The sequence below is a fragment of the Spirosoma rhododendri genome, from assembly GCF_012849055.1.
Taxonomy (GTDB): Bacteria; Bacteroidota; Bacteroidia; order Cytophagales; family Spirosomataceae; genus Spirosoma; species Spirosoma rhododendri.
The window spans coordinates 1,032,976-1,058,253 of record NZ_CP051677.1 but is presented as its reverse complement, the minus strand read 5'-3'; the positions used below and the strand labels follow the sequence as shown (position 1 = coordinate 1,058,253).

25 protein-coding genes and 1 tRNA gene are annotated in these 25,278 nt (G+C 56.1%); 11 read left to right on the top strand and 15 right to left on the bottom strand.

Annotated features, from left to right (window positions below; genetic code table 11):
- Positions 1–20: 20 nt before the first annotated feature.
- Positions 21–1,217, bottom strand: a complete 1,197-nt coding sequence (locus tag HH216_RS04135; RefSeq protein ID WP_169549640.1) for a dipeptidase — start codon at positions 1,215–1,217, stop codon at positions 21–23.
- Between the two features lie 196 nt (positions 1,218–1,413).
- On the opposite strand from HH216_RS04135, the gene ubiE reads away from it, so the two are divergent.
- The 3 genes from ubiE to HH216_RS04120 all read left to right on the top strand — a co-directional run bounded on the left by ubiE (position 1,414) and on the right by HH216_RS04120 (position 3,067).
- Positions 1,414–2,154, top strand: a complete 741-nt coding sequence (gene ubiE, locus HH216_RS04130; RefSeq protein ID WP_169549639.1) for a bifunctional demethylmenaquinone methyltransferase/2-methoxy-6-polyprenyl-1,4-benzoquinol methylase UbiE — start codon at positions 1,414–1,416, stop codon at positions 2,152–2,154.
- Positions 2,097–2,864 carry a type IX secretion/gliding motility protein PorT/SprT gene (gene porT, locus HH216_RS04125; protein ID WP_169549638.1) on the top strand — a complete coding sequence of 256 codons (768 nt, stop codon included), beginning with the start codon at positions 2,097–2,099 and terminating at the stop codon, positions 2,862–2,864. Before ubiE ends, porT begins: the two co-directional genes overlap by 58 nt.
- Before the next feature lie 128 nt (positions 2,865–2,992).
- Positions 2,993–3,067, top strand: a tRNA-Val gene (locus HH216_RS04120).
- Positions 3,068–3,618: 551 nt separating this feature from the next.
- Here HH216_RS04120 and HH216_RS04115 read toward each other — a convergent pair.
- Together HH216_RS04115 and HH216_RS04110 are read right to left on the bottom strand one after the other, a co-directional pair.
- Positions 3,619–4,521, bottom strand: a complete 903-nt coding sequence (locus tag HH216_RS04115) for a polysaccharide lyase (RefSeq protein ID WP_169549637.1) — start codon at positions 4,519–4,521, stop codon at positions 3,619–3,621.
- A 444-nt stretch (positions 4,522–4,965) separates the two neighbouring features.
- Entirely contained in the window at positions 4,966–5,289 is a 324-nt protein-coding gene (locus HH216_RS04110; protein ID WP_169549636.1) for a hypothetical protein, read from the bottom strand.
- A gap of 362 nt (positions 5,290–5,651) precedes the next feature.
- Here HH216_RS04110 and HH216_RS04105 point away from each other — a divergent pair, with 362 nt between their 5' ends.
- Both HH216_RS04105 and HH216_RS04100 read left to right on the top strand, forming a co-directional pair.
- Positions 5,652–5,963, top strand: a complete 312-nt coding sequence (locus HH216_RS04105) for a hypothetical protein (protein ID WP_169549635.1) — start codon at positions 5,652–5,654, stop codon at positions 5,961–5,963.
- A gap of 119 nt (positions 5,964–6,082) precedes the next feature.
- Positions 6,083–6,880, top strand: a complete 798-nt coding sequence (locus tag HH216_RS04100) for a polysaccharide deacetylase family protein (protein WP_169549634.1) — start codon at positions 6,083–6,085, stop codon at positions 6,878–6,880.
- A 41-nt stretch (positions 6,881–6,921) separates the two neighbouring features.
- Here the strand turns inward: HH216_RS04100 and HH216_RS04095 are convergent, their stop codons facing one another.
- From HH216_RS04095 to HH216_RS04085, 3 genes are all read right to left on the bottom strand, one after another.
- On the bottom strand, positions 6,922–8,163 hold the full coding sequence (locus HH216_RS04095) for an NAD(P)/FAD-dependent oxidoreductase (protein ID WP_169549633.1): 1,242 nt from the start codon (positions 8,161–8,163) through the stop codon (positions 6,922–6,924).
- A 94-nt stretch (positions 8,164–8,257) separates the two neighbouring features.
- A complete protein-coding gene (locus HH216_RS04090) occupies positions 8,258–9,259 on the bottom strand; it encodes a 4-hydroxyproline epimerase (RefSeq protein WP_169549632.1) in 1,002 nt (333 codons plus the stop codon).
- Positions 9,260–9,365: 106 nt separating this feature from the next.
- Positions 9,366–10,271: a dihydrodipicolinate synthase family protein gene (locus HH216_RS04085; RefSeq protein WP_169549631.1), complete on the bottom strand. Its 906-nt coding sequence runs from the start codon at positions 10,269–10,271 to the stop codon at positions 9,366–9,368.
- 144 nt (positions 10,272–10,415) lie between these two features.
- Between HH216_RS04085 and HH216_RS04080 the strand changes: the two genes are divergently transcribed.
- From HH216_RS04080 to HH216_RS04070, 3 genes are all read left to right on the top strand, one after another.
- Positions 10,416–11,282 (top strand): AraC family transcriptional regulator, encoded by an 867-nt coding sequence (locus HH216_RS04080; RefSeq protein WP_169549630.1) that lies wholly within the window; start codon positions 10,416–10,418, stop codon positions 11,280–11,282.
- Between the two features lie 176 nt (positions 11,283–11,458).
- Positions 11,459–11,665 carry a hypervirulence associated TUDOR domain-containing protein gene (locus HH216_RS04075; RefSeq protein WP_169549629.1) on the top strand — a complete coding sequence of 69 codons (207 nt, stop codon included), beginning with the start codon at positions 11,459–11,461 and terminating at the stop codon, positions 11,663–11,665.
- A 12-nt stretch (positions 11,666–11,677) separates the two neighbouring features.
- Positions 11,678–12,010, top strand: coding sequence for a DUF3140 domain-containing protein (locus HH216_RS04070; protein ID WP_169549628.1), 333 nt, complete (start codon positions 11,678–11,680; stop codon positions 12,008–12,010).
- Positions 12,011–12,084: 74 nt separating this feature from the next.
- Here the strand turns inward: HH216_RS04070 and HH216_RS04065 are convergent, their stop codons facing one another.
- The 4 genes from HH216_RS04065 to HH216_RS04050 form a co-directional block, all read right to left on the bottom strand.
- On the bottom strand, positions 12,085–12,957 hold the full coding sequence (locus HH216_RS04065) for an alpha/beta hydrolase family esterase (protein ID WP_169549627.1): 873 nt from the start codon (positions 12,955–12,957) through the stop codon (positions 12,085–12,087).
- A 12-nt stretch (positions 12,958–12,969) separates the two neighbouring features.
- Complete coding sequence (locus HH216_RS04060; protein WP_254448680.1) at positions 12,970–14,403, bottom strand: chloride channel protein; 1,434 nt, start codon at positions 14,401–14,403, stop codon at positions 12,970–12,972.
- 24 nt (positions 14,404–14,427) lie between these two features.
- Positions 14,428–14,982 carry a fasciclin domain-containing protein gene (locus tag HH216_RS04055; protein ID WP_169549626.1) on the bottom strand — a complete coding sequence of 185 codons (555 nt, stop codon included), beginning with the start codon at positions 14,980–14,982 and terminating at the stop codon, positions 14,428–14,430.
- A 98-nt stretch (positions 14,983–15,080) separates the two neighbouring features.
- The gene (locus tag HH216_RS04050) at positions 15,081–15,434 is read right to left on the bottom strand and encodes a DoxX family protein (protein ID WP_169549625.1); all 354 of its coding nucleotides are present in this window, start codon (positions 15,432–15,434) and stop codon (positions 15,081–15,083) included.
- Positions 15,435–15,579: 145 nt separating this feature from the next.
- Between HH216_RS04050 and HH216_RS04045 the strand changes: the two genes are divergently transcribed.
- On the top strand, positions 15,580–15,867 hold the full coding sequence (locus HH216_RS04045; protein WP_169549624.1) for a hypothetical protein: 288 nt from the start codon (positions 15,580–15,582) through the stop codon (positions 15,865–15,867).
- 78 nt (positions 15,868–15,945) lie between these two features.
- On the opposite strand, the gene HH216_RS04040 is transcribed toward HH216_RS04045, so the two are convergent.
- The 5 genes from HH216_RS04040 to treF all read right to left on the bottom strand — a co-directional run bounded on the left by HH216_RS04040 (position 15,946) and on the right by treF (position 21,943).
- Positions 15,946–17,118, bottom strand: a complete 1,173-nt coding sequence (locus HH216_RS04040) for a glutathionylspermidine synthase family protein (protein WP_169549623.1) — start codon at positions 17,116–17,118, stop codon at positions 15,946–15,948.
- Positions 17,119–17,142: 24 nt separating this feature from the next.
- Positions 17,143–18,795 carry a glycerol-3-phosphate dehydrogenase/oxidase gene (locus HH216_RS04035; protein WP_169549622.1) on the bottom strand — a complete coding sequence of 551 codons (1,653 nt, stop codon included), beginning with the start codon at positions 18,793–18,795 and terminating at the stop codon, positions 17,143–17,145.
- Between the two features lie 80 nt (positions 18,796–18,875).
- A complete protein-coding gene (locus HH216_RS04030; RefSeq protein WP_169549621.1) occupies positions 18,876–19,496 on the bottom strand; it encodes a hypothetical protein in 621 nt (206 codons plus the stop codon).
- A gap of 80 nt (positions 19,497–19,576) precedes the next feature.
- Positions 19,577–20,329, bottom strand: coding sequence for a hypothetical protein (locus HH216_RS04025; protein WP_169549620.1), 753 nt, complete (start codon positions 20,327–20,329; stop codon positions 19,577–19,579).
- Positions 20,330–20,416: 87 nt separating this feature from the next.
- Positions 20,417–21,943 (bottom strand): alpha,alpha-trehalase TreF, encoded by a 1,527-nt coding sequence (treF, locus tag HH216_RS04020; protein WP_169549619.1) that lies wholly within the window; start codon positions 21,941–21,943, stop codon positions 20,417–20,419.
- A gap of 145 nt (positions 21,944–22,088) precedes the next feature.
- On the opposite strand from treF, the gene HH216_RS04015 reads away from it, so the two are divergent.
- Positions 22,089–23,345 (top strand): MFS transporter, encoded by a 1,257-nt coding sequence (locus HH216_RS04015; RefSeq protein ID WP_169549618.1) that lies wholly within the window; start codon positions 22,089–22,091, stop codon positions 23,343–23,345.
- A gap of 129 nt (positions 23,346–23,474) precedes the next feature.
- The gene (locus HH216_RS04010; RefSeq protein WP_169549617.1) at positions 23,475–25,256 is read left to right on the top strand and encodes a S8 family serine peptidase; all 1,782 of its coding nucleotides are present in this window, start codon (positions 23,475–23,477) and stop codon (positions 25,254–25,256) included.
- The last annotated feature ends 22 nt before the right edge of the window (positions 25,257–25,278 follow it).

Genomic DNA, 25,278 nt, shown 5'->3' with positions numbered 1-25,278 from the left:
GCGGCTAGTGTTGAGAAAAATTATTCCGCCTTCGCCTGTCCGAGTACGCGCAGCAGGTTGCCACCCCAGATTTTGGCGATGTCGGCTTCCGAGTACTTCCGGCGTACCAGTTCGGCGGTCAGGTTCTCGATCTGACTGACGTCTTCCAGGCCGTTGACACCCCCGCCCCCGTCGAAGTCCGAACCGATACCGACATGGTCGATACCTACCAGTTTGACGATGTGGTCGATATGGTTGGCTATGTCCGACAGGCTGGCCCGTTCGGGTGCAAATACCTTCGCCAGCGAATCACTTTCGGCCTGTAGGCGGGTCTCCATCTCCGGCGTCATCACCTTCCCGACCCGCGCCATACGTACTTTCGTCTTGGCCGCCCGAAACGCGTCCGACGGCTTTTTCAGGTAGTCGCTCACAAAATTGACTTGCACCACGCCCCCCTTTTTAGCAATGGCCCGAATCATATCGTCGGTCATGTTGCGGGGGAAATCGCAGAGGGCGCGGCAATTGGAGTGTGACGCAATAACGGGTGCTTTCGATAGCGCCAACGCATCGTAAAACGTGCTGTCGGCTACGTGCGATACGTCGATCAGCATTCCCAGCCGGTTCATTTCCGGCACAACCTGCTTACCAAAATCGCTTAGTCCGCCGTAAATCGGCCCATCGGGGTCGGTCGACGAATCGCCGATCAGGTTATTGGCGAAGTGCGTCAGCGTCATGTAGCGGCAACCCAGATCGTAGTACGTTTTCAGCATGGCCAGATCACTACCGACCGGGTAGCCGTTTTCCATCCCGATAAACACCGCCCGTTTGCCCGCCTTCTGAATCCGGTAGGCATCGGCCGGGGTCGTTGCCAGTTCGGCCAGATCGGGGTACTTCTTCAGCGCTTTGTGGATCAGGTCGAACTGGTTGAGCGCGTTGCGTTTCGCTTCGGCATGACCCTCCGGCGTACGCGGCCCCTGCGAGGTGTATACCGCAAAAAACATCGCATCCATACCACCCTGCTTCATCCGGGGGAAGTCGATCTGCGAATTGTCGCGTTTCGTGTCGTGCGCTACACCAACGTCGAAGCCCGGCTTCTGCATGTTAATCGGCGCATCGGCGTGGGTATCGAGCGTCAGTACGCGCTGATGAAGTTTCTGAACAGCCGGGGTCGGTTTGTCGGGCGTCTGCCCGTAAGCAACTGAATTCAGTAACAAAGCCGGTAAAACAAAGCGAAGCATAATCGATCAGGTTGTAAGTAGGAAGGGGTTATTGTCGAAACTACGCACCGCCCCCCGCAATCGCAAACTTTCGCGCCCAACGTGCTGTTAGGCAGTGATTGAATGACTGAGTGACGGAATGATTGAATAGGCTGGCGCGTCTATGCCACTTAATCATTCAATCACTCTATCAGTCAATCATTCAACCATTTTCCCCATGCCCGTCGTCCCGTACAAAGACAAAGACACCTCCAAGCGCGAACAGGTCGCGGAGATGTTCGACACTATTTCGCCTAAATATGACCTGCTCAACCACGTTCTGAGTGGTGGTATCGACATTCTCTGGCGCAAGCGGGCTATTCGTGAGCTGCGCAAGGCACTGGCTCCCAAGTCGCCCAGACGCATTCTCGACATCGCCACCGGCACGGGTGATTTCGCGCTTGAAGCACTAGCCCTGAAGCCGGAGAAAATCGTTGGCATTGATATTTCGGAGGGTATGCTGTCGGTTGGTCGGGAGAAGATGAAGAAGCGCGGTGTCGACAACGTGATCGAAATGCGGTCGGGTGATTCAGAAGGTTTGCCCCTGCCAGACAATGATTTCGATGCCGTCATCGTTGCCTTTGGGGTACGTAATTTCGAGAATCTGCTCAAAGGGCTAACCGACATGTACCGCGTAACGCGCCCCGGTGGCGTCTGCGTGGTGCTGGAATTCTCGAATCCGCGCCAGTTTCCGTTTAAACAACTCTACGGTTTTTACTCCCGGACGATCCTGCCGCTGATCGGACGCGTAGTGAGCAAAGACGCATCGGCATACACCTACCTGCCCGAATCGGTGCAGGCGTTCCCCGATGGTCCCGACTTTCTGCGCAGTTACGAAGCAGCTGGCTTTACAAATACGAAATGGATACCGCTTACCTTCGGCGTTGCGTCAATTTACATTGGTCACAAACGGGCCTGATTTCGTTTCGGCAGTTACCGCTACTGCTTGGAATCTGTCTGTTGCTTTTTGCTGCTTCTCCGGGAAAAGCGCAGGGTTCGTACAAATACGTTGTCAAGCACCTGGAGCACTACGATGATAAGGAAATCCACTACGGTTTCTTTTTCGCCATGCCTGTCAGCCGGTTCAGCGTGGGCCACAGCCCGGCGTTCCTGACCGCCGACTCCGCCTACAGGATTCAGTCGCCGAACCGCCCCAACTTCCGGGTTGGGTTTGTGGTCAACGCGTTTCTCAACGACCGGTTTGATCTGCGTACGACACCATCAGTAACGCTGATGAGCCGCGAAGTACAGTACGACTACCCCAACAGTGCATCGCGTACCGAGGTCCGTGAGTCGACCTGGCTCGACTTCCCGGTATTATTGAAATACAAGTCAGAACGGCGCAACAACTCACGCATGTATTTCTTGGCGGGGGGCGCTTTCAGCGTCGAAACCAACGTACGGCGTAACGAACAGCAGAGTGCCAGCCGGCTCAGCACCGGCACGATGGACTTAGCAGTTGAGTATGGAGTAGGCTTCGAGCAGTTTTTCGAGTTTTTCAAGTTCGCCCCCGAAATTCGCTTCTCCCACGGCCTGATTAACCTTTATCGCCCCACCACCAACGCGGCTGGTATAGGCATCAACCGCCTGACAACGCACAGCGTGACGTTGTATCTGAATTTTGAGTAGGCTAAGCGGTGCTGATTCTTAGTGACTTGCAAAAAAGTCCGTTTTTTTTCAGTCTAACGCTTGCAAAACCCGCCAGTACACGCCTATATTTGCACTCCCAAACGACGACAACGGGCGGGAAATAAGAAGGGAGTTTAGCTCAGCTGGTTCAGAGCATCTGCCTTACAAGCAGAGGGTCGGCGGTTCGAACCCGTCAACTCCCACTACTAAAAGCAAAGCACTTAGCCTCATACGCTAGGTGCTTTTTTCATTTCTACTGATACGTGTCCTGACGCAAGTAGTTGAAGTCCCCTGGCCATACGTAGATATTCTACGACCTCTCTCGGAAAATTCTATAGTAGTGAATCGCGGTTATGGCCAGACCGATGCATATCAGCTTTGCCAACACTGCACCAATCCAATGAGCCGAAAAGGGTTCTGGACTGTGGGTGTCTGGTACAGGGTGAAGAAATTTGGTAATCGTATCATCGGCCACGCTAAAGATTATAAGCCAGCCAATAAAAGTCAGTGCACTGCCTAATCGTTTTCTTTTACGATCATTTGGTTTGGCCTGTAAGTGTACGCCTTCACACGGAGTAGACCTACCTCTACACTTCTTTTCGATCGGTAAACGAAAAGCCCCGCTCAGTAGCTGACGGGGCTTTTCGTTGGAAGGTGTTCTGATCCGTTCCGCTTCCTTCTGTTCATCGCTATAGCTACAGCTTAGACGGTTGACACTGCACGGGATTTATCCGTAGGCGGGCAGTGTGGTGGCTTACCGGGCGATGTCGTTGGTTTGGCCTGGCTTTACTGTTTCGTAGGTGGCCGTGGCTTTGCCGATCGTTACGTCGTCGTAGTACAGAACCCGCTCAGCGTACTTCGACTTGCCCGTCCAGGCGTAGATACCGGCTTTCCAGTAAGGCTTGTACTTCTGTGGGTAGCCGATGTTGATGTTCCGCTCGTTGGCTACCTGCTTGCCGTCCTGCCAGATCTCCAGGATGCCCGTGTTGCCGCTTGGATCCCACTTGATGTGCACTACGTAGTCAACCCATTTATCGTAGGTGGCCGTGCCTAAACGCAGGATGGTCTGGGCGGTTGGCATCTGCTGGGCTTTGGTGATGGCTACGTTTGACGAGCGGTAATAAGCTTTGATCTGGTTGCCCCCTTCCAGGTAGAAGGCCAGTGGAGGAAAGGTATCTTCTTCGCCGGGGTTGGCCACACCGTGCCACTGGCTGAAAACGATAGGCTCATTGTCATTGGCCATCTTAGCCGCTGGCATGTAAACACTGTAACCGTACCAACGCTCAACTTCACCATTCTTCAGCGCGTCGGTGCCCAGTTCCGAGTGAGCCGAGGGGTTGGTGCCGTCGTACTGAGCGGGTGTCCAGCTGAAGCGCATCGATTGCTTGCCCGAGCGGCTGTGGTCGGTGCTGATCGTACCGGCGGTAGCGGTGCGCAGCTCAGGAATCCAGAAGTTAGAGAACCAGCTGCCTTCGAAACCGTCGTTGTTGATAACCGATGAACCGGGGCGGGCCGACGCGTCGGCGGTGGTGATTTGGCTTTGGGGAGCAACGTTTTCCGACTGTGAGCAGCTCATCAGACCTGCGCTTACGACAACCAGCAGCAACAGGGTGCGGAGGGTGTTCAGCAGGGGGGCGGTAGCGGTGTTGAGGAGCATTTCTTTGGTCGTTTTTGCGTTTGCTTGACCAAAGTTGGCTTCTCAACAGGGGGTAGGAGGGGATCATTCGATGAATGACCGACAGCGGGGGGTAATCAACCGAAAATGGGGTGTTTTTGTAATTGGGTAAATACCGAATTAGCTAATGTGCACTTTTAGGTAACAAAAGGTGGTATTTGGTGAATAAGCGGCACTAAAATGGTAGAGTAAATACGTAAGCACCACTTTTCCTTGACACCAATACGAGCAATGACACAACTTAGCCCGTTCCACTGCCTGAAGCAGCTGGTTTATCATACTACTGCCGAGTGCATTCATGCAGCACTCATACCGGTCGAAGAACGCCGTTTAGGGACGGGCCAAAAGGTGGCCTGCCTGTGCTGCCAGCGGCTTATAAAGGGTCGATCGATCAAGCGTACCTAGCCACCCCTACAGAAACATCCGTTAGTTTACGTGAGCCAGCGATACGAGCTGGTCAACGACGTTTACCTTTTCGTCGGCCCGTCCCAGTTGCTGGCTGATCGTGTAGCGGTCAGAATCAACCAGGATACCTAGTTCGGCCAATAACAAAGCCGGAGCCGGAATGCTGACAAGCTGAAAGCCATTCACCGTACGAACAACGACCCGGTACACACCATCTGAGCGCAGTTGGTGGGCCTGATAACAGGCCGTACCGGGACTGGCGAGATTGAGCAGTATCTGGATGAGCTGTCCAAGTGGAGCCTGCGTTGGAATCGCTGATGAGTTGGTGGAAGATGAAGCGTGCATAGGTTCGGGGGTAATTGAATTCGTAACCAACGGATCAAAAGTAGGCGCTCCGGAAAGTGATGTGCCCCAGTATTCGATGAATGGTAATGTATCGAACCAGTTCGGCCGAAAAAGGAAGGTCGATGTTACAACCATGGCCAAATCAGGAGTCGAGACGGTACTCGTTGCGACTTGTATTGATGAACGTTTGGGGTTGGGTTTCCAACTAGCTGGTAGCCGGGAATGTGTTAACAGAAGCTAGGGATAACATTACCAGGTCATGCAGAACGGCTGCTGGACAGGCATTCGAGGAAAGCGGATTGCCCTGCCTTGTTTTCGGAAAAGCGAAATAACATTGCCGCTATGTATCGGTTTCTGTTAGTATGACAGATCTATTCGAGTATATACAAACGCGGAAGAACGAGGGTGGGCAAGTGCTGGGGTCGTATACGGTGAGGGATCTGAACCTGATCGTGCCGCAGCCACAGACGTTTCTGTTCACCACAGAGGGGAAGGGCGAACGAGCAGGTAAACTGGCGACGGTAGCTATCCGCGAGGTCAGCGAGGACGCCTACGAAGTCGATTTTACCGATACAAATGCGGCAAAGACTGTTTCGTATGGTTCGGTGTCGCGGCAGGCCGTCGAACAGTTTCTGCAAACGGGCCTGATGCCGGGTGCTGCCGAGTCGGTGTAGCCTTTTCGGTGCTATTCAATCCGCCGACGGGCGTAGTAAAGCACGTAGCCGTCGGGGTTGCGTGCTTTTTCGGTTTGGTAGTCAGTAAGCCGCGTTAGATTTGCTCTTCTGTTGTCACTATGAATAAACTACTGACGATCGTTACGTTACTGATCGTACACACGCTGGGGGTAGCGCAGACTACTACCGGCTGGAATGGAAAAAAATGCGCGGTGGTGCTGACGTACGACGACGCGCTTGATGTTCACCTGACCAACGTTGTACCGCTGCTCGACTCATTGGGCCTGAAGGGCACGTTCTACCTGTCGGGTTATTTCCCCGGCTACGTAAGCAACATCGATCGCTGGCGGGCCGCTGCGCGAAAAGGCCATGAATTGGGTAATCATACATTGTTTCACCCCTGTCTGGGCAATCAGCCGGGCCGGGAGTGGGTCAACCCGAACAAAGACATGAGCAAGTATACGGTGCAGCGCATGACCGACGAAATCGGTATGATGAACGTGCTGTTGCAAACGATCGACGGCAAAACGGAGCGCACATTTGCTTACCCCTGTGGCGATACGAAAATCGGGGGTGTCGATTATTATAAACCCATCGAGAGCAAGTTTGTGGCGGCTCGTGGCGTACGCTCCGAGATGAAACCAATAGGTCAGCTCAACTACGCGGATATTGGTTCGTACTCAATCGTCGATCAGACGGGTGAGCAGCTTATCGAACTCGTCAGGCAGGCACAGGCGAGCAATTCGCTACTGGTTTTCCTGTTTCACGGCGTCGGCGGTGGGCATTCGCTGAACGTGGCGTTGCCTGAACATAACAAGCTAATACGCTACCTAAAACAGCACGAAGCCGATGTGTGGGTTGCGCCCTTTATCGACGCTGTCAAATACGCCAAAACGCATTCGCCCACAACCCGGTAACGGCTGTAGGCGAAGGTACTGGTGGTGGATAGGCAGTGTCGTTAAAACCGGTCGGGGTTGAAAGCGTCGATAGCCATGCTGTCGACCTTTTCACCCACGGCTTCGCTGACGAGTTTGCCAGTGGCAGGTCCGAGACTCAGACCCATCATGCCGTGGCCCGTTGCCAGAACGACGTTATCGAACCGGCCTGTACGCCCGATATACGGCAGTCCGTCGGGAGAGCAGGGGCGCAGGCCACGCCAGACAGCCTCAACCTTCGGCAGGCTAACTTCAATTTCAGGATAGTAATTGTTGATCGACTGTACGATACCCCGCACGCGGTTCATATTTACGGTCATGTCGGTACCGGCCACTTCGAGGGTACCCGCAAAGCGTAGGTCCTGGCCCATTGGGGTTGCCGTGGCGCGGGCTTCGAGCATAATAGCCGGTACGCGTACGTTGTTTTTTAGTCCCCGCACCATAAAGCTGTACCCCTTTCCGCCCTGCAACGACAGATTCAAACCCAGCTGCTTGCTGATGCCCGGCGACCAAGCGCCACCCGCTACGACAACGGTATCGACCGACACGGCTCCCTCCGCCGTTTGAATTGATGTGACGTGGTTACCCGTTTTGCCAAAGCCCGTGACAGTGCGGTTTTCCAGTATCGTTACGCCGTTGGTCCGTAGGTAGGCTACCAGCGACCGAATCAGTTCGGTGGGATTGAGGTGGGCGTCGCCGGGGTAGAAAATGCCACCCCGCACGTTGACCTGTACGTCGGGCTCCAGATCCTGCACCTGCTGCCCGTTGAGCAGTTGCGCTTCGATGCCCGCCCGGTTGGCAACGTCAGCTTCTTCGGCCATTTCGTGCTCGGCACCCGCCGTTTTATAAAGCATCAGCAGGCCGCGCTCCTGCCACTCGAAATCGAGGTCGCCGTTGGCGGCCAGATCCTGATACAGCGTTTTGCTGAGCAGACTCAAATCGCGCAGGGCCGGAATCGACCGCTGCACGTGGGCATCGTTAGCATGGCGGTAGAACAGCCATCCCCAGCGCGCCAAATCCAGATCGAGCCGGGGTTTGACGTAAAACGGGCTGGTCGAATTAAGCATCCAGCGCATCCCTTTCGAGATCATGCCGGGCTGCGCCAGCGGGATAATGTGGCTGGGTACGATCATCCCGGCATTGCCAAACGAGCAACCGTCGGCAATGGTGTCCTGATCGAGCAGCGTCACGCGGTGCCCTGCCTTATGCAGGTAATACGCCGAGCAAAGGCCAATAATGCCCCCGCCAATAATACCGATGTGCATGGTTTGCAATGATTGAATTTTGAATGATAGAATGATTGAATAGTGCTGGCGTCAGCTCATTCATTCAATCATTCTATCATTCTATCACTCAAAATTAAATCACCTGAAACCCGTGGACGTATGGATCGTCGTCGTTGAGGATGAGGTGGTTGTAACCGTGTATTTTGGCCCAGCCTTCGATACTGGGGATAATGGCGGGCGTAGCCGCCAGCTCCGTAACTGCTTCGATACGCCCGTTGAAAATCGAACCGATGATGCTTTCGTGAACAAATACGTCGCCGGGCTGCATCCGCCCTTTGGCGAACCACTGCGCCATACGGGCCGACGTGCCGGTACCGCAGGGTGAGCGGTCGATGGCTTTGTCGCCGTAGAATACCGCGTTGCGGGCCGTCGACGTTTCCTTCAGCGGCTTACCCGTCCAGAGTACGTGGCTCAGGCCGTTGATCGTCGGGTTTTCGGGATGCACGAAGGTGTATTTTTCGTTCATCCGTGTCCGCATCGTGCGCGCCCAGCCGACAAGCTGATCGGCGGTGTAGTGCTCCAGACCGGGGAAGTTGGGCTGCGGATCAACGATAGCGTAGAAGTTGCCGCCATACGCCACGTCGACCGTTAGTTCGCCCAGGTCGGGGCAGTCGACGGTCAGGTTTTCAGCGGCCAGATACGATTTGATGTTCGTGATCTTCACCGACTGTACCTTGTTGCCTTCCTGCACGTATTCCGCCCGCACCAGCCCAGCCGGTACTTCCAGATTGAGCACGCCCGGCGTTTTGGGTTGAATCAGGTTCTGCTCGATAGCGACCGTGACGGTACCAATCGTGCCGTGCCCGCACATCGGCAGGCAACCCGACGTTTCGATAAACAGCACACCCGCATCGTTGGCCGGGTCGGTGGGTGGGTACAAAATACTCCCCGACATCATATCGTGGCCACGTGGCTCAAACATCAGCCCCCGCCGAATCCAGTCGAATTCGCGCATAAAGTGCTGCCGTTTCTCGCTCATGTTGGCTCCTTGCAGAAACGGAATGCTACCGCCCGTCACAACCCGAACCGGGTTGCCGCAGGTGTGGGCATCAATGCAGAAAAAATGATAAGTCATTTTTTGAATGATTGAATTGTTGAGTGATTGAATGATAGAATAGGGCTGGCGCACGAACAGAAAACTGCGCGCCAGCCCTATTCTATCATTCAATCACTCGATCATTCTATACTAACACCGGCCGCTTGGCCAGTGCAGAGTTGATAACGTTCAGAACCTGCTCGCGCTCGGTGCCGATCAGGGGCAGGCGTGGGGCACGGACGTGCTCCGAACCGATGCCGGTTGCCGTTGCCGCCAGTTTGATGTACTGCACCAGTTTGGGGTGAATGTCGAGTTCGAGCAGGGGCATAAACCAGCGGTAGATGTCCAGTGCTTCGGAAACCTGACCCGCTTTCGCCAGATCATAAATCGCCATCGTCTCCTGCGGGAAGGCATCGACCAGTCCACCAACCCAGCCGTCGCAGCCGAGCAGGATGGCTTCCAGTGCCAGCGTATCAACGCCACCCAGCAGTTTGAAGCGATCACCAAAGGCGTTGCGCATTCGGGTGATGTTAGTCAGGTCGCGGGTCGATTCTTTGACGGCCTGGATGTTGTCGTATTTCGCCAGCTCTTCAAACATGGCTACCGTTGTCATGATCTTGTAATCGTACGGATTGTTGTAGATCATGATCGGCAGGCTCGTTGCTTCTGCTACGGCGGTGAAGAACGCGACGGTTTCGCGGGCGTCGGCGGGGTAGCGCATTGGCGGCAACACCATCAGGCCATCGGCTCCGTTGGCTTCCGCTTCCTGTGCGCGCTTGATCGCCTGCTTCGTGCTTTGCTCGGCGATGTTGAGCAGTACGGGCACCTTGCCATCGCATACCGCCAGTGCTGATTTGAGCAGGGCAATCTTCTCATCGGGCTCCAGCGTGCTGGCTTCACCCAGCGATCCGCCAATGATAAAGCCATGCATACCCGCGTCGAGCTGGGCACGCAGGTTTGCTTCGAACAGAGGCAGATCGAGTTGATCATCGGCCGTAAACGGAGTCAGCAGCGCGGGATAAACACCTTCCCAACGAACAGGTACATGCATGAGAATATCGATTTAATACTGTGTAATTAGTGTATCAAAATTATCACGTTATCCCGTTTGGCATTAGCTATTGGTGCGCTATCTCTAATACTATTTTCACCAGAAAAAGGTTGATAGTGTGTATCTTTGTGCAAAAGATGCGCTATGAAGCCACTCCTGTTCAAAGTTCCGACGATTGATGACCGTTCGTTTCGTATCGAACAGGACACAATGCCGCATTTTTACGGTCACCTGCATTTTCACCCCGAAATTCAGCTGACGCTTATTCTGGAAGGGGAGGGCACCCTGATCGTCGGCGATAAAATCGATCGGTTTGCACCCGGCGACGTGCTGATGCTGGGGCCGAACCTTCCGCACGTACTGCGCAGCGATCCCGATTATTTTCAACCGGAGTCGACACGTCAGTCGGTATCGGTATCGGTTCTGTTTCGGCCGGAACAGCTCGAAATGGGTGTGCTGAGCCTGCCCGAAACGGGCCACCTGCGGCAACTACTGACGGAGTCGCAGCATGGCGTTCGACTCCGTTGTCAAACCAATCCGGCATTCACGGGCAAACTTGAACAGCTCCCCAGCCAGCGGCCGTTCGAGCAGTTGCTGACGTTGTTGCACATTCTGGACGAATTGACGACCCGCACGGACCGGGAAGTACTGTCGGTGACGGCCTACGTACAGCCCCAGCGCCCCGACGATCATCGGCGGCTGGAGCGGGTATTCTCATACATTCTGGACCAGTATCACACGCAGATTACGCTCGACGATATCGCAAATGTCGCCAGCCTGACACCGGGGGCTTTTTGTCGATTTTTCCGCCAGCACACCCGCAAAACGTTTTCGACGCTGCTCAACGAAGTGCGTATCGAGCATGCCTGCCGCCATCTGCGTGAGTCGAAGCAAAGCATCAGCCAGACGGCCTACGTCTGCGGGTTTACGAACCTGTCGAATTTTAACCGACAGTTCAAAACCATTACCGGTCTGTCGCCGAGTGAGTATCTCCGGCGCTACAACAGCTAACGGTCGATTAATTTTGTCTCAAACAGCATCCTGCTGTTTGACTATCCGTGTTCAAAACTATACCGGAACTATTCAATTCATATATCCAAACAGCAGGATGCTGTTTGAGACTATTGTTGCGCAAACATTCATTTGGTACAGCCGGTTAGCCCATCTCAATCAACCAACTCAACGAGATGCGCAAGGGAACGAAAGTACGCTGGAAGTGGGGCAGTAGCCATGCCGAAGGGAAAGTGGTCGAAGTCCACAAGGAAGAAATCGAAAAGACGATCGACGGGAAAAAGATCAAGCGCAAGGGTACCGACGATAACCCGGCGCTGGTCATTGAGCAGGACGACAAGCAACTGGTATTGAAGCTGCAAAGCGAAGTTGAAACCGACTAGCCCCAATCGATTATGGATAACGACGAGAAAAAAGACATTTACGATGCCTTCAGCGACCTAGCAAACATGTCGGTTTCCGAACTGGAGAAGTGGCTGGATACCGACGAATCGAAGTCGGTTGGGCAGAAAAAAGACAGCGATGAATCAGTCGGCCACAAATCGGGCGAGCGCATTGTCGAGATCAAGGGCAAGAAAAAAGGCGACCTGACCGACGATGATTACAAACACATGCAGAAGGTTGTCAGCTATATCAAGCGGCACAGCGCCCAGCGTCCGAAAGAAGTAAAAGGCAGCGACTGGGAATATTCGCTCAAGAACTGGGGCAACGATCCGGAGAAAAAGTAAGCTTAGCTATTTGCGCCAGAATTTGTCATTCCGAGCCTGCGAAGAATGACAAATTCTGGAATGACAAGAAAACACTAGTTACCCTGTCGCTCGAAGAAGCGGAGGGCTTCCAGATGCACGTCGATGTCCTTAGGGTAGTCGTGCTTTCCACCGATCACTTTCAATAGTACCACCTCCGGTTGCCCCTTAGCTTTGTACGTGTATCGCTCGATGGTACGTCCATCGCCGGGGTCGGTATTGGGTAGCGTTTCCATCGACGGTTTACCCTCGTAACGAGCCAGACTAGCCCAGTACGCCAGTGTTTGATCAGTCGAGCGGACCCGGCCCATCTTCATGTTCGGCCCCAGGTTGACATCACCCCCGTTGTACGGGTTAATTGGGTCTTCGGTACCGTTAATAATCATGATCGGTATGGCCTTGCCCGATGCAACACAATCCATATTGGTCGAGTCGGGAAGATTGGCGATGATGGCCGTAACGGCCCGGAACGCAGCGGGCATGGTCATCGCCAGCTTGTAGGCCATGTGCCCCCCGCCCGATGTGCCGACGACGAATACCTGCCGGTCGTTGATGCCGTACCGCTTCTGGAAATACTGAATCATGCCCGCGAAAAATCCCTGTTCGTTGATGCCGATTTTGTTGGCTTCGGCAGGCGACGACTTACGACATTCGTTCCAGTATTTTTTGTAGCCGTCGGGGTAAACGGGCAGTATATTGTCGGCGGTGGCCTGTTGCTGCATGGCGGTGGTTTCGCGCATCATCCCCTGTCCGTTACCGCCCGATCCGTGTAGTACGAACACCAGGCCGGTGGGTTTGGCCGTGGCTGCCGGTTTATTGAAATGGAATGTACGCCAGTAGCCATCGACCTTAACGGAGTCGGTTACGACCTGCGCCTGGGTCAGCAGTGTAGTCAGGTAAAGTAGGGTGAACAGGAAACACGTTTTCATGTACAGGGTCAGTTAGTCGCCGGTTGGTATCGTTGCTTTTGTGGTAGGCTGGCGAGCCATCGATTCGCTCAGGAATCCGGCTTTCAGGTGTTCGTAAAACGATTCGGGGTCGACCAGCGACGCGGCCCCCTGCGCCAGCAAACCACCCAATAATAACTGAAAAATAACCGAATGCCGATCCGTCATTTCCAACACAAGAATGGCGGCTGTGAACGGCGAACGTACAACTCCCGTCAGGAAGCTGACCATGCTGACCAGCACAATCAGATTGTGGTCGGTGGCCGGAATACGGATGAGCCGGGCAATGCCGTCGCCCATGATCGAACCAACGCTGAGGGAGGTTGCAAAAATGCCCCCGGCGGCACCACTGCTGTAGCTTAAGGCCATGCCTACCCAGCGCACAGCCGCCAGATACCAGGGCGTGTGATAAGTGCTTTGAAACAGCAGCCGGTTGATGATTGGCTTGCCCGTCCCGACGGCGTCATTACCAATCCAGTACGCCAGTCCACCCATCAGTAATCCGCAACCGAGCACCCAGCCAGCCTGTGCTTCGAGGGTGCGGAACTCCTTACGAAACTGATTGATCCAGAGCAGCGATTTAGCGAACAGAGCCCCGGCCAGCCCGCAGACAACTGCGACCGTACCGACGCCCAGCCAGACCATCCCGCCCGACATCACGACATTTGGGTAACCCAGATACAGATACGGCCCGAGCATACCCTGCGCCGTCAGGCCAGCGATGATGACGGCGGTGAATACAGCCGTGCGGAAGTGAGTGATATGCGTTTGCGTCAGCTCTTCGACGACGAATACGATACCGCCCAACGGCGTATTGAACGCGGCTGCAAGCCCTGCCGCGCCCCCGGTGATGAGGGCGATCTGCCGCGATAGCTGCGGCCACCCGACGGGTTGCAGCCGGTTGATCGCCCGAAAAATTGCCGCCGATACCTGAATGGTTGGTCCTTCGCGCCCGATGACGCCCCCGCCCAGCAACAGTACAACACTGCTGAGCACTTTCACGATGGCTACGCGCATACTGAGCAGCCAGCCCGCTCTGCGGTGATTGACGGGTGTCGATAGTTCGATAGCCGCCATAACCTGCGGAATACCGCTACCCCGCGCAGCCGGAGCCAGTTGGCGAACCAGAATCCAGGCCACCAGAAATGCCAGGGGAGTCAGCAGAAACGCCAATAGGGGCTGAGCGCGGAGCCACGTGAAGCTGGTTTCTTCGGCCCAGACAAATACGCGCTCGTAAGCGACGGCTGCTATACCCGTGAGCAGCGACGCAATCCAGAAGGGCAGGCTTTGCAGTACCGTTCGCCGGACCCGCGCCGAATAAAGAAACCGAAACACCCGCTGATCGAGCAGCGACAAAACCCGCTGGTAAAACGAGGGCTGCTGCTCGGGTGGTGGCTGGTTCTCGGTGGGTGACTGCATTACAGGCATCGCGGCAAAGCGCCGGGGTCAGAGTTAGCGAATATCGGCCTGTGGCAGGTTTTTCTCGAGCACTTTATTGATCGTATAAATTACGCCGTTCGTAGCCCGAACGTCGCGCTGAATGACATCGGCCACCGTGCCACGTCCGTCGGTAATGGTGATGTTGTCGCCTTGCTTGTGCACGACCAGAATCTGACCGGTGAGGTTCGTCAGCGTCTGTCCGTCGCGCAGTTTGTCGGAGGTGTAACGCCCTTTCACGACGTGGTAAGCCAGCATTTTCGCCAGTCGGCTTTTGCTGGACGGCAGCAGCAGTTCCTGCAACGTCGCATCACCCAGTTCATCGAACGCCCCGTTGTTGGGCGCGAAAACGGTGTACTGACCGGCGGCATTGGCCTGTTTGTCCAGGCCGGAGGCTGTTAGCAATTTCAGCACAGTTGTGTAGTCGGCCTGTCCCTGTGCGCTGGCCAGCATGGTTTTTCCGGTAGCCACGCCACTAGCTTTAAGCGTAGACTGCGCGTGTGTCAGCGTGGCCGACGTGATTGCGAGCGAAAACAACAGTACAGCGGCACGGAGGTGTTGAGTGTTCATAGGTATAGAAAAACGGAACGGACGTTTGCGGGGGCGATGTATACCCCACACTCTCAACTATCGGCCCCGCGAATAGTTTGCCCGACCCACACCCGGCCTCAACGCGTGTACTGGTAAGCCCACCAGATGAGCAGGCCCTGCAAGGGAAGCCGCCCCCAGCGTATCCAGTCGGGTATTTGGGCAAACTGGTCGGACATTGCCATGTGTACGTTGGCGGGAAATACAGCGATCAACAGCAGGATAAGGCCCCACGCTGCCCAGACCCGCGTCGCAGGGATAAGCAGCCCCAAACCCAGCACCACTTCGGCCACTCCGCTCAGGTCGACCAGTAGTTGATGGGCGGGCAGGTATGGCGGCATGAGTGCCAGATAGATCCGTGGCCTGATGAAATGATTGATTCCCGCAGCCATGTAAACGAGTGCCTGTATGTACAATCCTGCTTTGTAGAGCATACGTCTTTAGCGTCTAAATCCAGCCGATCGGTCGTCCGAAACCGGCATTCCATCAGCAACCCGACAGCCGGGCTTAAACCCGAACCGGGCATTACCATCAAACCGGCAAATTCAAACGAATTCCTACACGAAACAACGTAAAATCATGAACACTAAGTCCATCTTCGTTGCCCTGCTGGGCCTGTTTCTTTCGGTCGGTGCCTATGCCCAGGTACAGACGGGTGTGTATAAAGTGAAGCCCCGCCGGTCGCCGGAAGAGCGGGCCGCCCACCACGCGCAGATGAAAGAGAAGCTGGCACATATGTCGCCCGCCGAGCGCAAAGCCTTCAAAAAAGCCCGCCACGACAAGCATCAGGCCCGGTTCAACGCCATGACCCCCGAACAGCGAGCCCGCTTCCAGGACCGTCATCCGCACGGCAAGCGGAACAGTTAGTAGTTTGGGGTTTAAGGTTTAATGTTCAAGGTTAGCACGTGGCGTCAACCTTGAACATTAAACCTTAAACCTTGAACCCTATTCAACCACATGCCCGACGAAGCTGGCGGTGTTGTTGAGGATGGCACCACCACGCCGGAAGCCGAGGCCACAGGCGGCACCCGCGTAGAACACGCCCGCCTGGTAGCGACGGCCATCGGCGTCCTGCGGGAAGTCGACGTATTCCTGGTACACTTTCGGGTAGTCGGCGTAGTCGCCTTCCACCGCGTCGCGTTCGCTGCCGTCGGCGTTGAGCACTCGTACGTTGGCCCCTTCCCGGCCGAAGATCACCTTCTCGACACAGGCTTTGCCCGACAGTGGTTTGGCGTCGGTTTCGAGCAGTAGCGGGTGATTCGGGTAGAGTTCCCACAAAATTTTGAGAATGTGTTTCGACTGGAACAGCAGCGTATAGGCCGGGTTCAGAATCAGGGCGTGCCGTCTGCGGACAATCTCGGTCAGTATCTCGATCAGATCGGGCTCTTCGTCGGCGATAACTTCCCACGGCACAAGCCGGAACCAGAAATCCATTTTCTCGAACTGGCTGTTGCGTGGATTCTGCCAGTAGATGCCGTCTTCTTCCGAAAATTCGACCTCGTCGATAAAGTCAAATTCGACCTCGAAACCGGCTTCGCGGGCCGCTTCACCAATCAGGGCGACGTTGGCGTCGTCTTCGGGGAAATTGCGCATTGCCGATAGCAGCAGCGATGGTTGCAGATCGGGGTTGACGGCCAGAATCTCCTCAAACTGAGCCGTCAGTGTTTCAAATACGCTGTTGAACTGCTGGCTTTCGTCGCGCTTGTTGGCTTTCAGATGGGCAAACTGCACGACGGCCGTTTCGGGCAGGCAGGTAGCCGTGTCGGCGTTGAATTCGATGAGTTTGATCGGCTTGCCGTCGATACCCCCGGCCAGATCGAAACGGCCGTAGAGGTGGATGTTGCGGTCGTCATCCCAGGTTAGCTTGATAAGCTCAACCAGACTGTCGGGGATGCCCAGCTCGGCAAACCGGTTCTGATCAATCACCAGCTGACCAGCCGCGACGAACATATCGAATAACTCCTTGGCCGCTTCTTCGTAGGCGTCGACTTCGGCTACCGTCAATACAACAACTTCATTGGTCAGATAAGGTAATGTGTCCTGCCCCAGCATCCAGTCCCAACCGAGGTTTCGGAGTTGGTCGTCGGGTGCTTTTGGCAGTGAAGTAAGCGTAGGCATAATTTATCAAGTGTATAGGGAGTGCTAGGCAAACGAACGGGCGTCGGTTGGCATACCGGCCTGTTCGCGGAAAGCGGTCAGCAGCGACAGGTAGTCGGATAGATAACTATCGCGCTGTCCGGTGGTCCAGCCGAGCGACTGCGCCATCAGATCGGCTACCTGCGGAGCCGCCTGTGCGGTCAGCTGCCAGTCGGCCAGTTCGAGCCGCCAGCGCCGGGCCAGTACGTCGCGCAGGGTGACCGCCATTTCGTGCTCCACCTGATACAGTACTTCCGCCCGGATATACGGTTGCCCATCGAGAAGCCGGTCGGCCAGCGACGCATCGGTACGCGTCAGCGCGGCTACCCGGTCAGCGCGGTTACCGTAGGTGCGCAGCAGGTGCTGACACACGTCGTCGGGCAGGTTATACTGCTGCTGTAGTTTCGCCCAGTCGGCAAAGTGGTAGCCCTCACCCCCGACCAGGTAATGCGTCGCCGTGGTGCAGGCTACTGGTTGGTTTAGCTGCGCCCCCGCCCGGTCAATAGCGTCCTGCGCCATCAGGCGATAAGTCGTCCACTTACCACCGAGCAGGCTCAGCAGGCCGGATGTTTCGTCGTGTTCGACTTCGTGGTCGCGCAGCAGCGTCTTGGTGTCGGCCCGGCTACTAACGATCAGGGGCCGAATCCCGCCGAATCCCGCCCGCACGTCCGATCGTTTGGGTACTTCCGCTACGTAAGGGGCCAGGGTTTCGAGCAGGTAATCGACTTCGGCGGGTTCCAGCACCGGCTCTTCGCTCAGCGAGTGATAATCGTCGTCGGTCGTACCCACAAATACGCTGTCGCCGAAGGGGATGGCAAAAACCACCCGGCCGTCGGGTGTTTTCGGGATGAGGATGGCACTGTCGCTGTTGAGCACCGACCGGGGCAGTACGATATGAACGCCTTTGCTGGGCCGAATGCGCGGTTCAAGCGCGGGGTTCGCCATCAGCCGGACCGCGTCGGCGTAGGGGCCGGTACAGTTGAGGAAAAGTTTGGCTCGTACCGTAAGTGAGTCGCCCGTCAGTTGATCAGTCAGTGTCGCCTGATTAACACGGCCTGTGGTATCGTGCGAAAAGCCGGTGAGGGCGACGTAGTTGGCAACAGTTGCCCCTGCTTCGGCGGCCGACTGCGCCAGTGCCAGCGCATAGCGGGCGTCGTTGAGCTGCCCGTCGTAGTACTGCACGGCACTGTGCATCCGGGGTGTCAGCGTCGGCATGGTCGCCAGTGCCTGTTTCCGGCTCAACCACTGCCCTTTTGGAAAGGTACTGTCGTGGGCAAAAAAATCGTACAACGCCAGGCCGAAGGAAATATAAAGCCCTTCAAACCGACTGAAGACGGGGGTCAGCAGGCCCAGCGGATGCGCCAGGTGGGGCGCGTTGCGGATAACGGTCCGGCGTTCGGCCAGTCCGTGCCGCACCTGTTTCAGCTGCGCCAAATCAAGTTTTTTGATGGCCTGCTCCAGGTAGCGAACGCCCCCGTGAATGAGCTTGGTCGACCGCGATGAGGTTTCGCCCGAAAAGTCGCCCCGGTCGATCAGGGCAACCCGATAACCGCGCAGGGCCGCGTCGAGGGCGGCACCGGCACCGCTGGCCCCAGCACCGATAATACAGATGTCGAACTGATCGGTTTGTAATTGTCTCTTGGCAGCGTCCCGGTTCATAGTGTAAAGATACGTCAAGCTAGCTACGACAAGTACGCTGTAAGTCAACTCTATTTGGGAAGCCAGTAACCGGCTTACTGCTAGGACGAAAAGCCACCGCTACGGCTGCGACCAAAAAAGCCACTACGCCCACCCGATGGCCGACTGGTACGCACGACCCGCGACGAGCGGACCTGTTCGCCGACCTGGCTGGAGCGTTCGTATAGCCCACGGTTGGCGTATACGCCTGCGCCGTACCGCCGTTCATCGTCGCGAAATTGCGGGGCTGTCGACCGGCCAAGCATGTACCCGAGACTACCCCACATTAGCGCACTCGACAGGCCGCTATGATGCATGCCGTGGTAAGCGCCCGGATTGTTAAGGTAGGTTCGCGTCGACGAGTCGGTGTCGACCAGCCGTTTGGCCGCTGCCACGCTCAGTGTGTCGCGGTGTCCGTCGGCGTAACTGACGATAGCCCCAGCTTTGTCTGGCCCGACCTGTACCTCATCCGTGATTTTAAACGTGCCCGGCTGGGTTTCGGTAATGTAGGTGCGAACGCCCCGGTCGAACCGGGTTTCCGTCCGTTCGGCTTCGTCGTCGCTGCGGTCGTTGCCACAGCTTTGCAGCAATACAGAGCCGTTCAGCAGGGCCAGCGAAAGCGTGGTGCTGAGGGTAATATCTTTGACGCGACGGAGTACGGCACGTTGGCGAAGCGGAGTCATAGCAGCAGTGTTTACAGGCCGAAGCTACGATACGGACTCACCTGCTGCAAGTTGCCGGGGATAAACGGTTGGGAGGGTGGCTAAAAGGGCCGATTGGCGTTGACGAGCAGGATCGTAAGGCCAACGGATGCACTAACGACGCAGATCTGTCGATCGCTGCTGTAAAAAGGTGTTTCGGAAACCCCGTTGGCGCTCCAGGCCTTCGACGACAGATTGGCAAACGTCAGAACAGCGTAACTGAAATCGGCGTTGGCGTGGGCCGATAGCCAGGGGTTCAGCCGGTATCGAACGGTAGTGCCTGCCCCGGCGGTAAGCGCCGAGCTTTGCGACCCGATCGTCTGCATCGTTACGGGCGTGCTGCCGTACGTACCGCTTACCTGGGTGTCGGGCATGGTAGCCCGCGCCCAGCCCGCCAGTATCCGTCCGTCGAACGAAAAGCGGCCTTTCGGAATGGTGACGTACGGACCGGCCATGAATGTTGTTACCGACCAGTCGCCGGAGTTTACCGACCAGTCGGTTGAGTGGGTGGCGTCGACCGACTCGACCAGCGCGCGTGTCTGGATCGTGTTGCGGTGCTGTTCTACTTTCGCCATCAGGCCAGCATGATCCAGTAGCCGGTACCCTGCCGATAGACTGACGGCCAGACCCGGCCCCGCCATACTGGCCCGTTGCGTACCCGCGACCCCGCTGCCGTATTCGCCAACTGGTAGGCTAACCCCCGCTGATACCGCTACGAACGCTTTTTTATCCTGCATTGACAGAATAAACGTCTTCTGACCGAACGACGCCTGGACCAGCCCGAGCAGCAGTATAGATACAAAAAGCGCTTTCATAGACACACGAGTTTATCAACAAAACATGTTGACAAGCTCGTGTGCAATTATGGTACCATATTTGGAAAATTTGATTACTTGGTTATTTCACTTGTTAGCGAATTTATGAAATCGTAAATAAACGCCATTTGTCCAGCCGAAACCGTCCTGATTCGGGTATTCCCCGCCCCCCGTTCTCAGCGCGGCATCGACCACGTTATACTTTTCCATCATCTTGCCTGTTGCCCTGAAAACGCGGTCGTTCAGGTCCAGCCAGTTGTCGCGGCCGGTATCAGCCGTTTCGGTAAAGTGATAGTTGGTCAGCCCTTTGTAAACGATCCATTGCAGCGGTGCCCAACCGTTCGGCCAGTCCCACTGCTGCCCGGTTCGCTGAAGCGTTGTGACCCAGCCACCTGCCTGTAGAAAGCTCGCTTTCAGGTGGTCATGGACAAAATTCGCCTGTAAGTCAGTTGCCAGATTGAAGAAAAGCGGAAACGCGCCCGCCAGTGTCAGCTCCGGGACGAGTCGATCGTTGACCAGGTCGTAATCGTAGAAGAAGCGGGTTTTCTCGTCCCAGAACAGCGTCATGATGGCTTGTTTTCGGGCGTTGGCCAGCTGCTCAAACTGCGCGGCCTGCACCTGTTGCCCGGCGTATCCGTAGGCTTGCCGGAGCGTATCTTCCAGCGCATACAGCAGACAATTCAGATCGACGGGGACGATGTCGGCCGCGCGAATGGTGGCCATCGTCGACGCGTTTGCCATCCATCGGCTGCTGAAATCCCAGCCCGATTCGCAGGCTGCCCGGATGTGCGTGTACAGTTCACCAGCCCGCGGCCCCGCCAGTTTCAGCGCGTCCGACAGGTGCAATTCTTCCCGATAAGCTTCGGGTCGGGGTGTGGGCGTATCGTCCCAGTACCGGTTCAGCACGGTACCTGGCAGCCTGCTGAGACGCACCGTACGGCGGTTTACAGGTTGGGCTGAATCGCCCGCGCCATCCATCCAGAAATCGTATTCGCGCTGAAGCTGCGGCAGGTACTTCGTCAGTACGTCGGAGCCGTCGACCTCGGTCAGTAAACCAATCATCAGGGCGAAATAAGGCGGTTGCGACCGGCTAAGAAAGTACGTTCGGTTGCCGTTGGGGATGTAGCCAAACTCGTCAATCAGGTGGGCGAAGTTGTCGATCATATCGCGCATCAGGTCGTGCCGATTCGAGTCCATCAATCCCAGCATGGTGAAGTAGCTATCCCAGTAGAAAATCTCGCGGAAGCGGCCACCCGGCACCACGTAGGGCTTCGGCAGCGGCACCCGCGAATCGTAGGGCACGGCTTCGTCGGCGGGGCGCGTCAGGCGGTCCCACAGTTGGTGAATATGCGCAACGGTACCGGCGGCAATATCGCTTTCAAACTTGTCGACAGCGGGAGTTGGTATAATGAAATGCTTCAGTACGAACGCCTTAAGGTCGAAGTCAGGCTCATTTTTTTCGACTTCGTACAGCGCCATAAGCTGATCGGGGGCTGTGTGGGGGATGCAGTCGACAAACGTTTTCGAGTCGGGAAACAGCTTGCTGGTCTGCACCGCGATGAACAGATCACCAAACAACTGATCGGGCGACAGGGGGCGGGTTTTGGTAGTCAATGCAGTACGTTTTTTTTAGTAACCAGGTCCGTTTGTATTTGTCCCGGCGCGTGATAGGATTTAGTCGTCAAACTTTGACAATTGTTGAACTTTACCAAAGTTGCAGGACTAATTTTTAGTTCTTCACCCTACCGAACTTGTCTGTATGAATCATTGGCGCATCAAACTGTCTTTGTTGCTGAATTACTTTGTTTTTGCCATCCTGCTCAATAGTGTTGGCACCGTGATTTTGCAGGTTCAGAACAACTACGGCGTATCGGCCTCGTCGGCCAGTGTGCTGGAAGCGTTCAAAGACCTGACCATCGCGTTTGTGTCGTTTCTGGTGGCTTCCTACATAACCCGGATCGGCTACAAACGGGCCATGCTGATCGCGCTGGCGATGGTTGCGCTGGCCTGCCTGCTGATGCCGCAGGTGCCGACGTTCTGGACAACCAAGCTGCTCTTTGCCGCTACGGGGGCCAGCTTCGCGCTTATCAAAGTATCGGTCTTCGCCACGATCGGCCTCGTCACCGAAGACCGGAACGCGCACGCCAGCTTCATGAATTTTCTGGAATCGTTTTTCATGATCGGCGTACTGTCGGGCTATTTTCTGTTCAGCGCCTTCGTCGACGATACCAATCCCAAATCGACCGCCTGGCTGACGGTGTACTATGTGCTGGCGGCTATCGCGGGGCTGGCTTTTCTGCTACTGCTCAGCACGCCGGTCGATGAGTCGAGTGTGCAGCACGAAGCCGGTAAAAACCTGACGGATGATTTGGGCGATATGCTTCGGTTGGCCGTCACACCCGTTGTGCTGGTGTTCGTTATGTCGGCCTTTATTTACGTGCTGATGGAGCAGGGGATTATGAGCTGGCTCCCGACCTTCAACAGTCAGATTCTGAAACTGCCGACGTCGCTCAGTATTCAGATGGCGAGTATTCTGGCGGCAAGTACCGCGCTGGGTCGGTTTCTGGCGGGGCTGGTACTGCGTCGGCTGTCGTGGTACTGGCTGCTGATGATCTGTCTGGTCATCGCGGGTGGGCTGGTGCTGCTGGCCCTGCCGCTGGCGGCTTCCGTCGATGGGCGCAGCGTAACGGGCTGGAGCAGCGCACCGCTGGCGGCTTTCGTTTTTCCGATGATCGGACTGTTTATCGCGCCCATCTACCCGGCTATCAACTCAGCCATTCTGAGCAGCCTGCCCCTGCGGCAACACGGCCCGATGGCAGGGCTGATCGTGATTTTCTCGGCCCTCGGCGGCACCACCGGTTCACTGATCACGGGACACGTGTTTGAAGCGTACGGCGGACAGACGGCCTTCTATTTTTCGCTTGTTCCCATCGGCCTGCTGCTTGTTCTGCTGACTCTCTTCAACCGGATGCAACCCGCTACCAAACTCACCGTGACCAGCTCGGCCGGTCACTGATTGCGTCCCGTTTTTCATCGCCCGACCGTTGGCTCAAAGGCTGTTTCCGGACTCATTGGGTGTTGCGACTATACCGCAGTGGTCGTTGCAACACCCGTTAGTCAAACATCCTAAACAACGCATGGAGTCATGAAAAAACAAGCTAACCCCGCAACCGACGAGTCGTTGGCCGCCGGGCAGAGTGTGCTGGTCGAGATCAAAGTACCACAGGCAGGCTTGCAGGCCGGGCTACAATTTGAAACGACAATTCGGGCCACAACCGTAGCCTCAACGCTGGGCTTTGTCGTTGATCCGTCGTTTAATCCGGTGCCGGTTCGTCCTTCCAATACGCAGCGGGAAGCGATGCTCGCGGCCAATGAAGACAATCAGCATATCGTCGTCAAGGCGACGCTGACTGATGCGCAACGGGAAGCCGCCAAAGCAAGCCCCGATGTAATTGAAATCTGGTCGGACCCGGAAATAGAACCCATTGCCTGCCCCATTCCACCCTGCGATTGTTCGCCCGGTACGCCACACGGTACCATTGCCGACGTTGCTACCTATTTGGGCGTCAACCAGATCTGGAACGCAGGCAAACGGGGCGAGGGTATTGTGGTCGGTGTGGTCGACGGAGGAATCACGGCCACGGGCCGGACGCTGGCCGGTGGCGAAGCACCGGCTCGTACGATCAATAACGTCATCGGCGGCTGGCCGACCGATAGCTGGGGTACGCGCGGCTCGGGTTGGAACTACCACGGCAACATGTGCTCAACCGACGTGCTGGGCATGGCTCCCAACAGCCGGATCTACGACCTGCGAATTGCCGATGCCGCGAACACGACGGGACTGCTGTCCAACGCGTTGCAGGCATTTCAATGGGCAATCAACCAGCATGCCAGCAACGGAACGCCCCACGTCCTGACGAATAGCTGGGGTATTTTCAACATTGCTTCTGCCCCCGATTACGTCAGCAACCCCAACCACCCCTTCACGCGCAAAGTCGTCGAAGCCATCGACGCGGGTATCATCGTCCTGTTTGCCGCCGGTAACTGTGGCGACACCTGCCCCGACGGGCGCTGTGCCAGCAGTGGGCCGGGGCAAAGCATCTGGGGAGCCAACGGCCATCCGCGCGTGATAACCGTTGGTGCCGTCAACAAAGACGAGCAGTTTGTGGGCTACAGCAGTCAGGGCCCCGCTTCGCTCGATCCGCACAAACCCGACTTTTGCAGCATCACGCACTTCACCGGTTATTTCAATTCCGACAGCGGTACATCGGCGGCAACACCTATCGCGGCCGGGGTATGCGCCTTGCTGAAACAGGGGAAACCTTCGGCGTCGCCCGATAGCATCAAAAATGCGCTCATCGCTACGGCGAAAGATATTGGCCCGGCCGGTTGGGACCAGCATTCGGGCGCGGGTATTATCGGCGCCAAACGCGCTTACGATCGACTGACGAAGCTGCTTATCAAAGAAGGTAAAGGCGAAATCAAGGACGTCAAGGAGATCAAAGAACGCAAGCTGGAAAAGGTTGAAAAGCTGGAGATTAAAGAAATCAAGGAGCGCAAGCTGGAAAAGAACGAGGTCATCGAAACTGGTAAGCTCCAGAAAGACCTGCGCGATACGCGTAAGCCAATCATCGAGGTGCCCGTTCCTATTCCCGACCCAATCCGCGATCCGGTCATCAATCCCATCCAGCCCATTGGCCAGGGTGCAGCCACCGGTATCGACCTGCAAAGCCGAATTGATAACCTGGAGGCCGTTGTGCAATCGTTGAGCACATTCATCAGCACCGACGCCCGGCCCGATCTGAGTCAGGGAGCGCTGATGAACGAAGGTGATTTGCAGGCGGGCGACGACACGGCCAGTCAACTGATGAAAGACGCCAGCGACGCGATGATAAACAAGTTGACTTTCGACAATTCACCCCGCTAGCCGAACAGGCCGGAACCCTGCC

Excerpts from the sequence above, each read along its gene's own strand:
- HH216_RS04135 (WP_169549640.1), bottom strand. The coding sequence starts at position 1,217 with ATGCTTCGCTTTGTTTTACCGGCTTTGTTACTGAATTCAGTTGCTTAC.
- ubiE (WP_169549639.1), top strand. The coding sequence starts at position 1,414 with ATGCCCGTCGTCCCGTACAAAGACAAAGACACCTCCAAGCGCGAACAG.
- porT (WP_169549638.1), top strand. The coding sequence starts at position 2,097 with ATGGATACCGCTTACCTTCGGCGTTGCGTCAATTTACATTGGTCACAA.
- HH216_RS04115 (WP_169549637.1), bottom strand. The coding sequence starts at position 4,521 with ATGCTCCTCAACACCGCTACCGCCCCCCTGCTGAACACCCTCCGCACC.
- HH216_RS04110 (WP_169549636.1), bottom strand. The coding sequence starts at position 5,289 with ATGCACGCTTCATCTTCCACCAACTCATCAGCGATTCCAACGCAGGCT.
- HH216_RS04105 (WP_169549635.1), top strand. The coding sequence starts at position 5,652 with ATGACAGATCTATTCGAGTATATACAAACGCGGAAGAACGAGGGTGGG.
- HH216_RS04100 (WP_169549634.1), top strand. The coding sequence starts at position 6,083 with ATGAATAAACTACTGACGATCGTTACGTTACTGATCGTACACACGCTG.
- HH216_RS04095 (WP_169549633.1), bottom strand. The coding sequence starts at position 8,163 with ATGCACATCGGTATTATTGGCGGGGGCATTATTGGCCTTTGCTCGGCG.
- HH216_RS04090 (WP_169549632.1), bottom strand. The coding sequence starts at position 9,259 with ATGACTTATCATTTTTTCTGCATTGATGCCCACACCTGCGGCAACCCG.
- HH216_RS04085 (WP_169549631.1), bottom strand. The coding sequence starts at position 10,271 with ATGCATGTACCTGTTCGTTGGGAAGGTGTTTATCCCGCGCTGCTGACT.
- HH216_RS04080 (WP_169549630.1), top strand. The coding sequence starts at position 10,416 with ATGAAGCCACTCCTGTTCAAAGTTCCGACGATTGATGACCGTTCGTTT.
- HH216_RS04075 (WP_169549629.1), top strand. The coding sequence starts at position 11,459 with ATGCGCAAGGGAACGAAAGTACGCTGGAAGTGGGGCAGTAGCCATGCC.
- HH216_RS04070 (WP_169549628.1), top strand. The coding sequence starts at position 11,678 with ATGGATAACGACGAGAAAAAAGACATTTACGATGCCTTCAGCGACCTA.
- HH216_RS04065 (WP_169549627.1), bottom strand. The coding sequence starts at position 12,957 with ATGAAAACGTGTTTCCTGTTCACCCTACTTTACCTGACTACACTGCTG.
- HH216_RS04060 (WP_254448680.1), bottom strand. The coding sequence starts at position 14,403 with ATGCCTGTAATGCAGTCACCCACCGAGAACCAGCCACCACCCGAGCAG.
- HH216_RS04055 (WP_169549626.1), bottom strand. The coding sequence starts at position 14,982 with ATGAACACTCAACACCTCCGTGCCGCTGTACTGTTGTTTTCGCTCGCA.
- HH216_RS04050 (WP_169549625.1), bottom strand. The coding sequence starts at position 15,434 with ATGCTCTACAAAGCAGGATTGTACATACAGGCACTCGTTTACATGGCT.
- HH216_RS04045 (WP_169549624.1), top strand. The coding sequence starts at position 15,580 with ATGAACACTAAGTCCATCTTCGTTGCCCTGCTGGGCCTGTTTCTTTCG.
- HH216_RS04040 (WP_169549623.1), bottom strand. The coding sequence starts at position 17,118 with ATGCCTACGCTTACTTCACTGCCAAAAGCACCCGACGACCAACTCCGA.
- HH216_RS04035 (WP_169549622.1), bottom strand. The coding sequence starts at position 18,795 with ATGAACCGGGACGCTGCCAAGAGACAATTACAAACCGATCAGTTCGAC.
- HH216_RS04030 (WP_169549621.1), bottom strand. The coding sequence starts at position 19,496 with ATGACTCCGCTTCGCCAACGTGCCGTACTCCGTCGCGTCAAAGATATT.
- HH216_RS04025 (WP_169549620.1), bottom strand. The coding sequence starts at position 20,329 with ATGAAAGCGCTTTTTGTATCTATACTGCTGCTCGGGCTGGTCCAGGCG.
- HH216_RS04015 (WP_169549618.1), top strand. The coding sequence starts at position 22,089 with ATGAATCATTGGCGCATCAAACTGTCTTTGTTGCTGAATTACTTTGTT.
- HH216_RS04010 (WP_169549617.1), top strand. The coding sequence starts at position 23,475 with ATGAAAAAACAAGCTAACCCCGCAACCGACGAGTCGTTGGCCGCCGGG.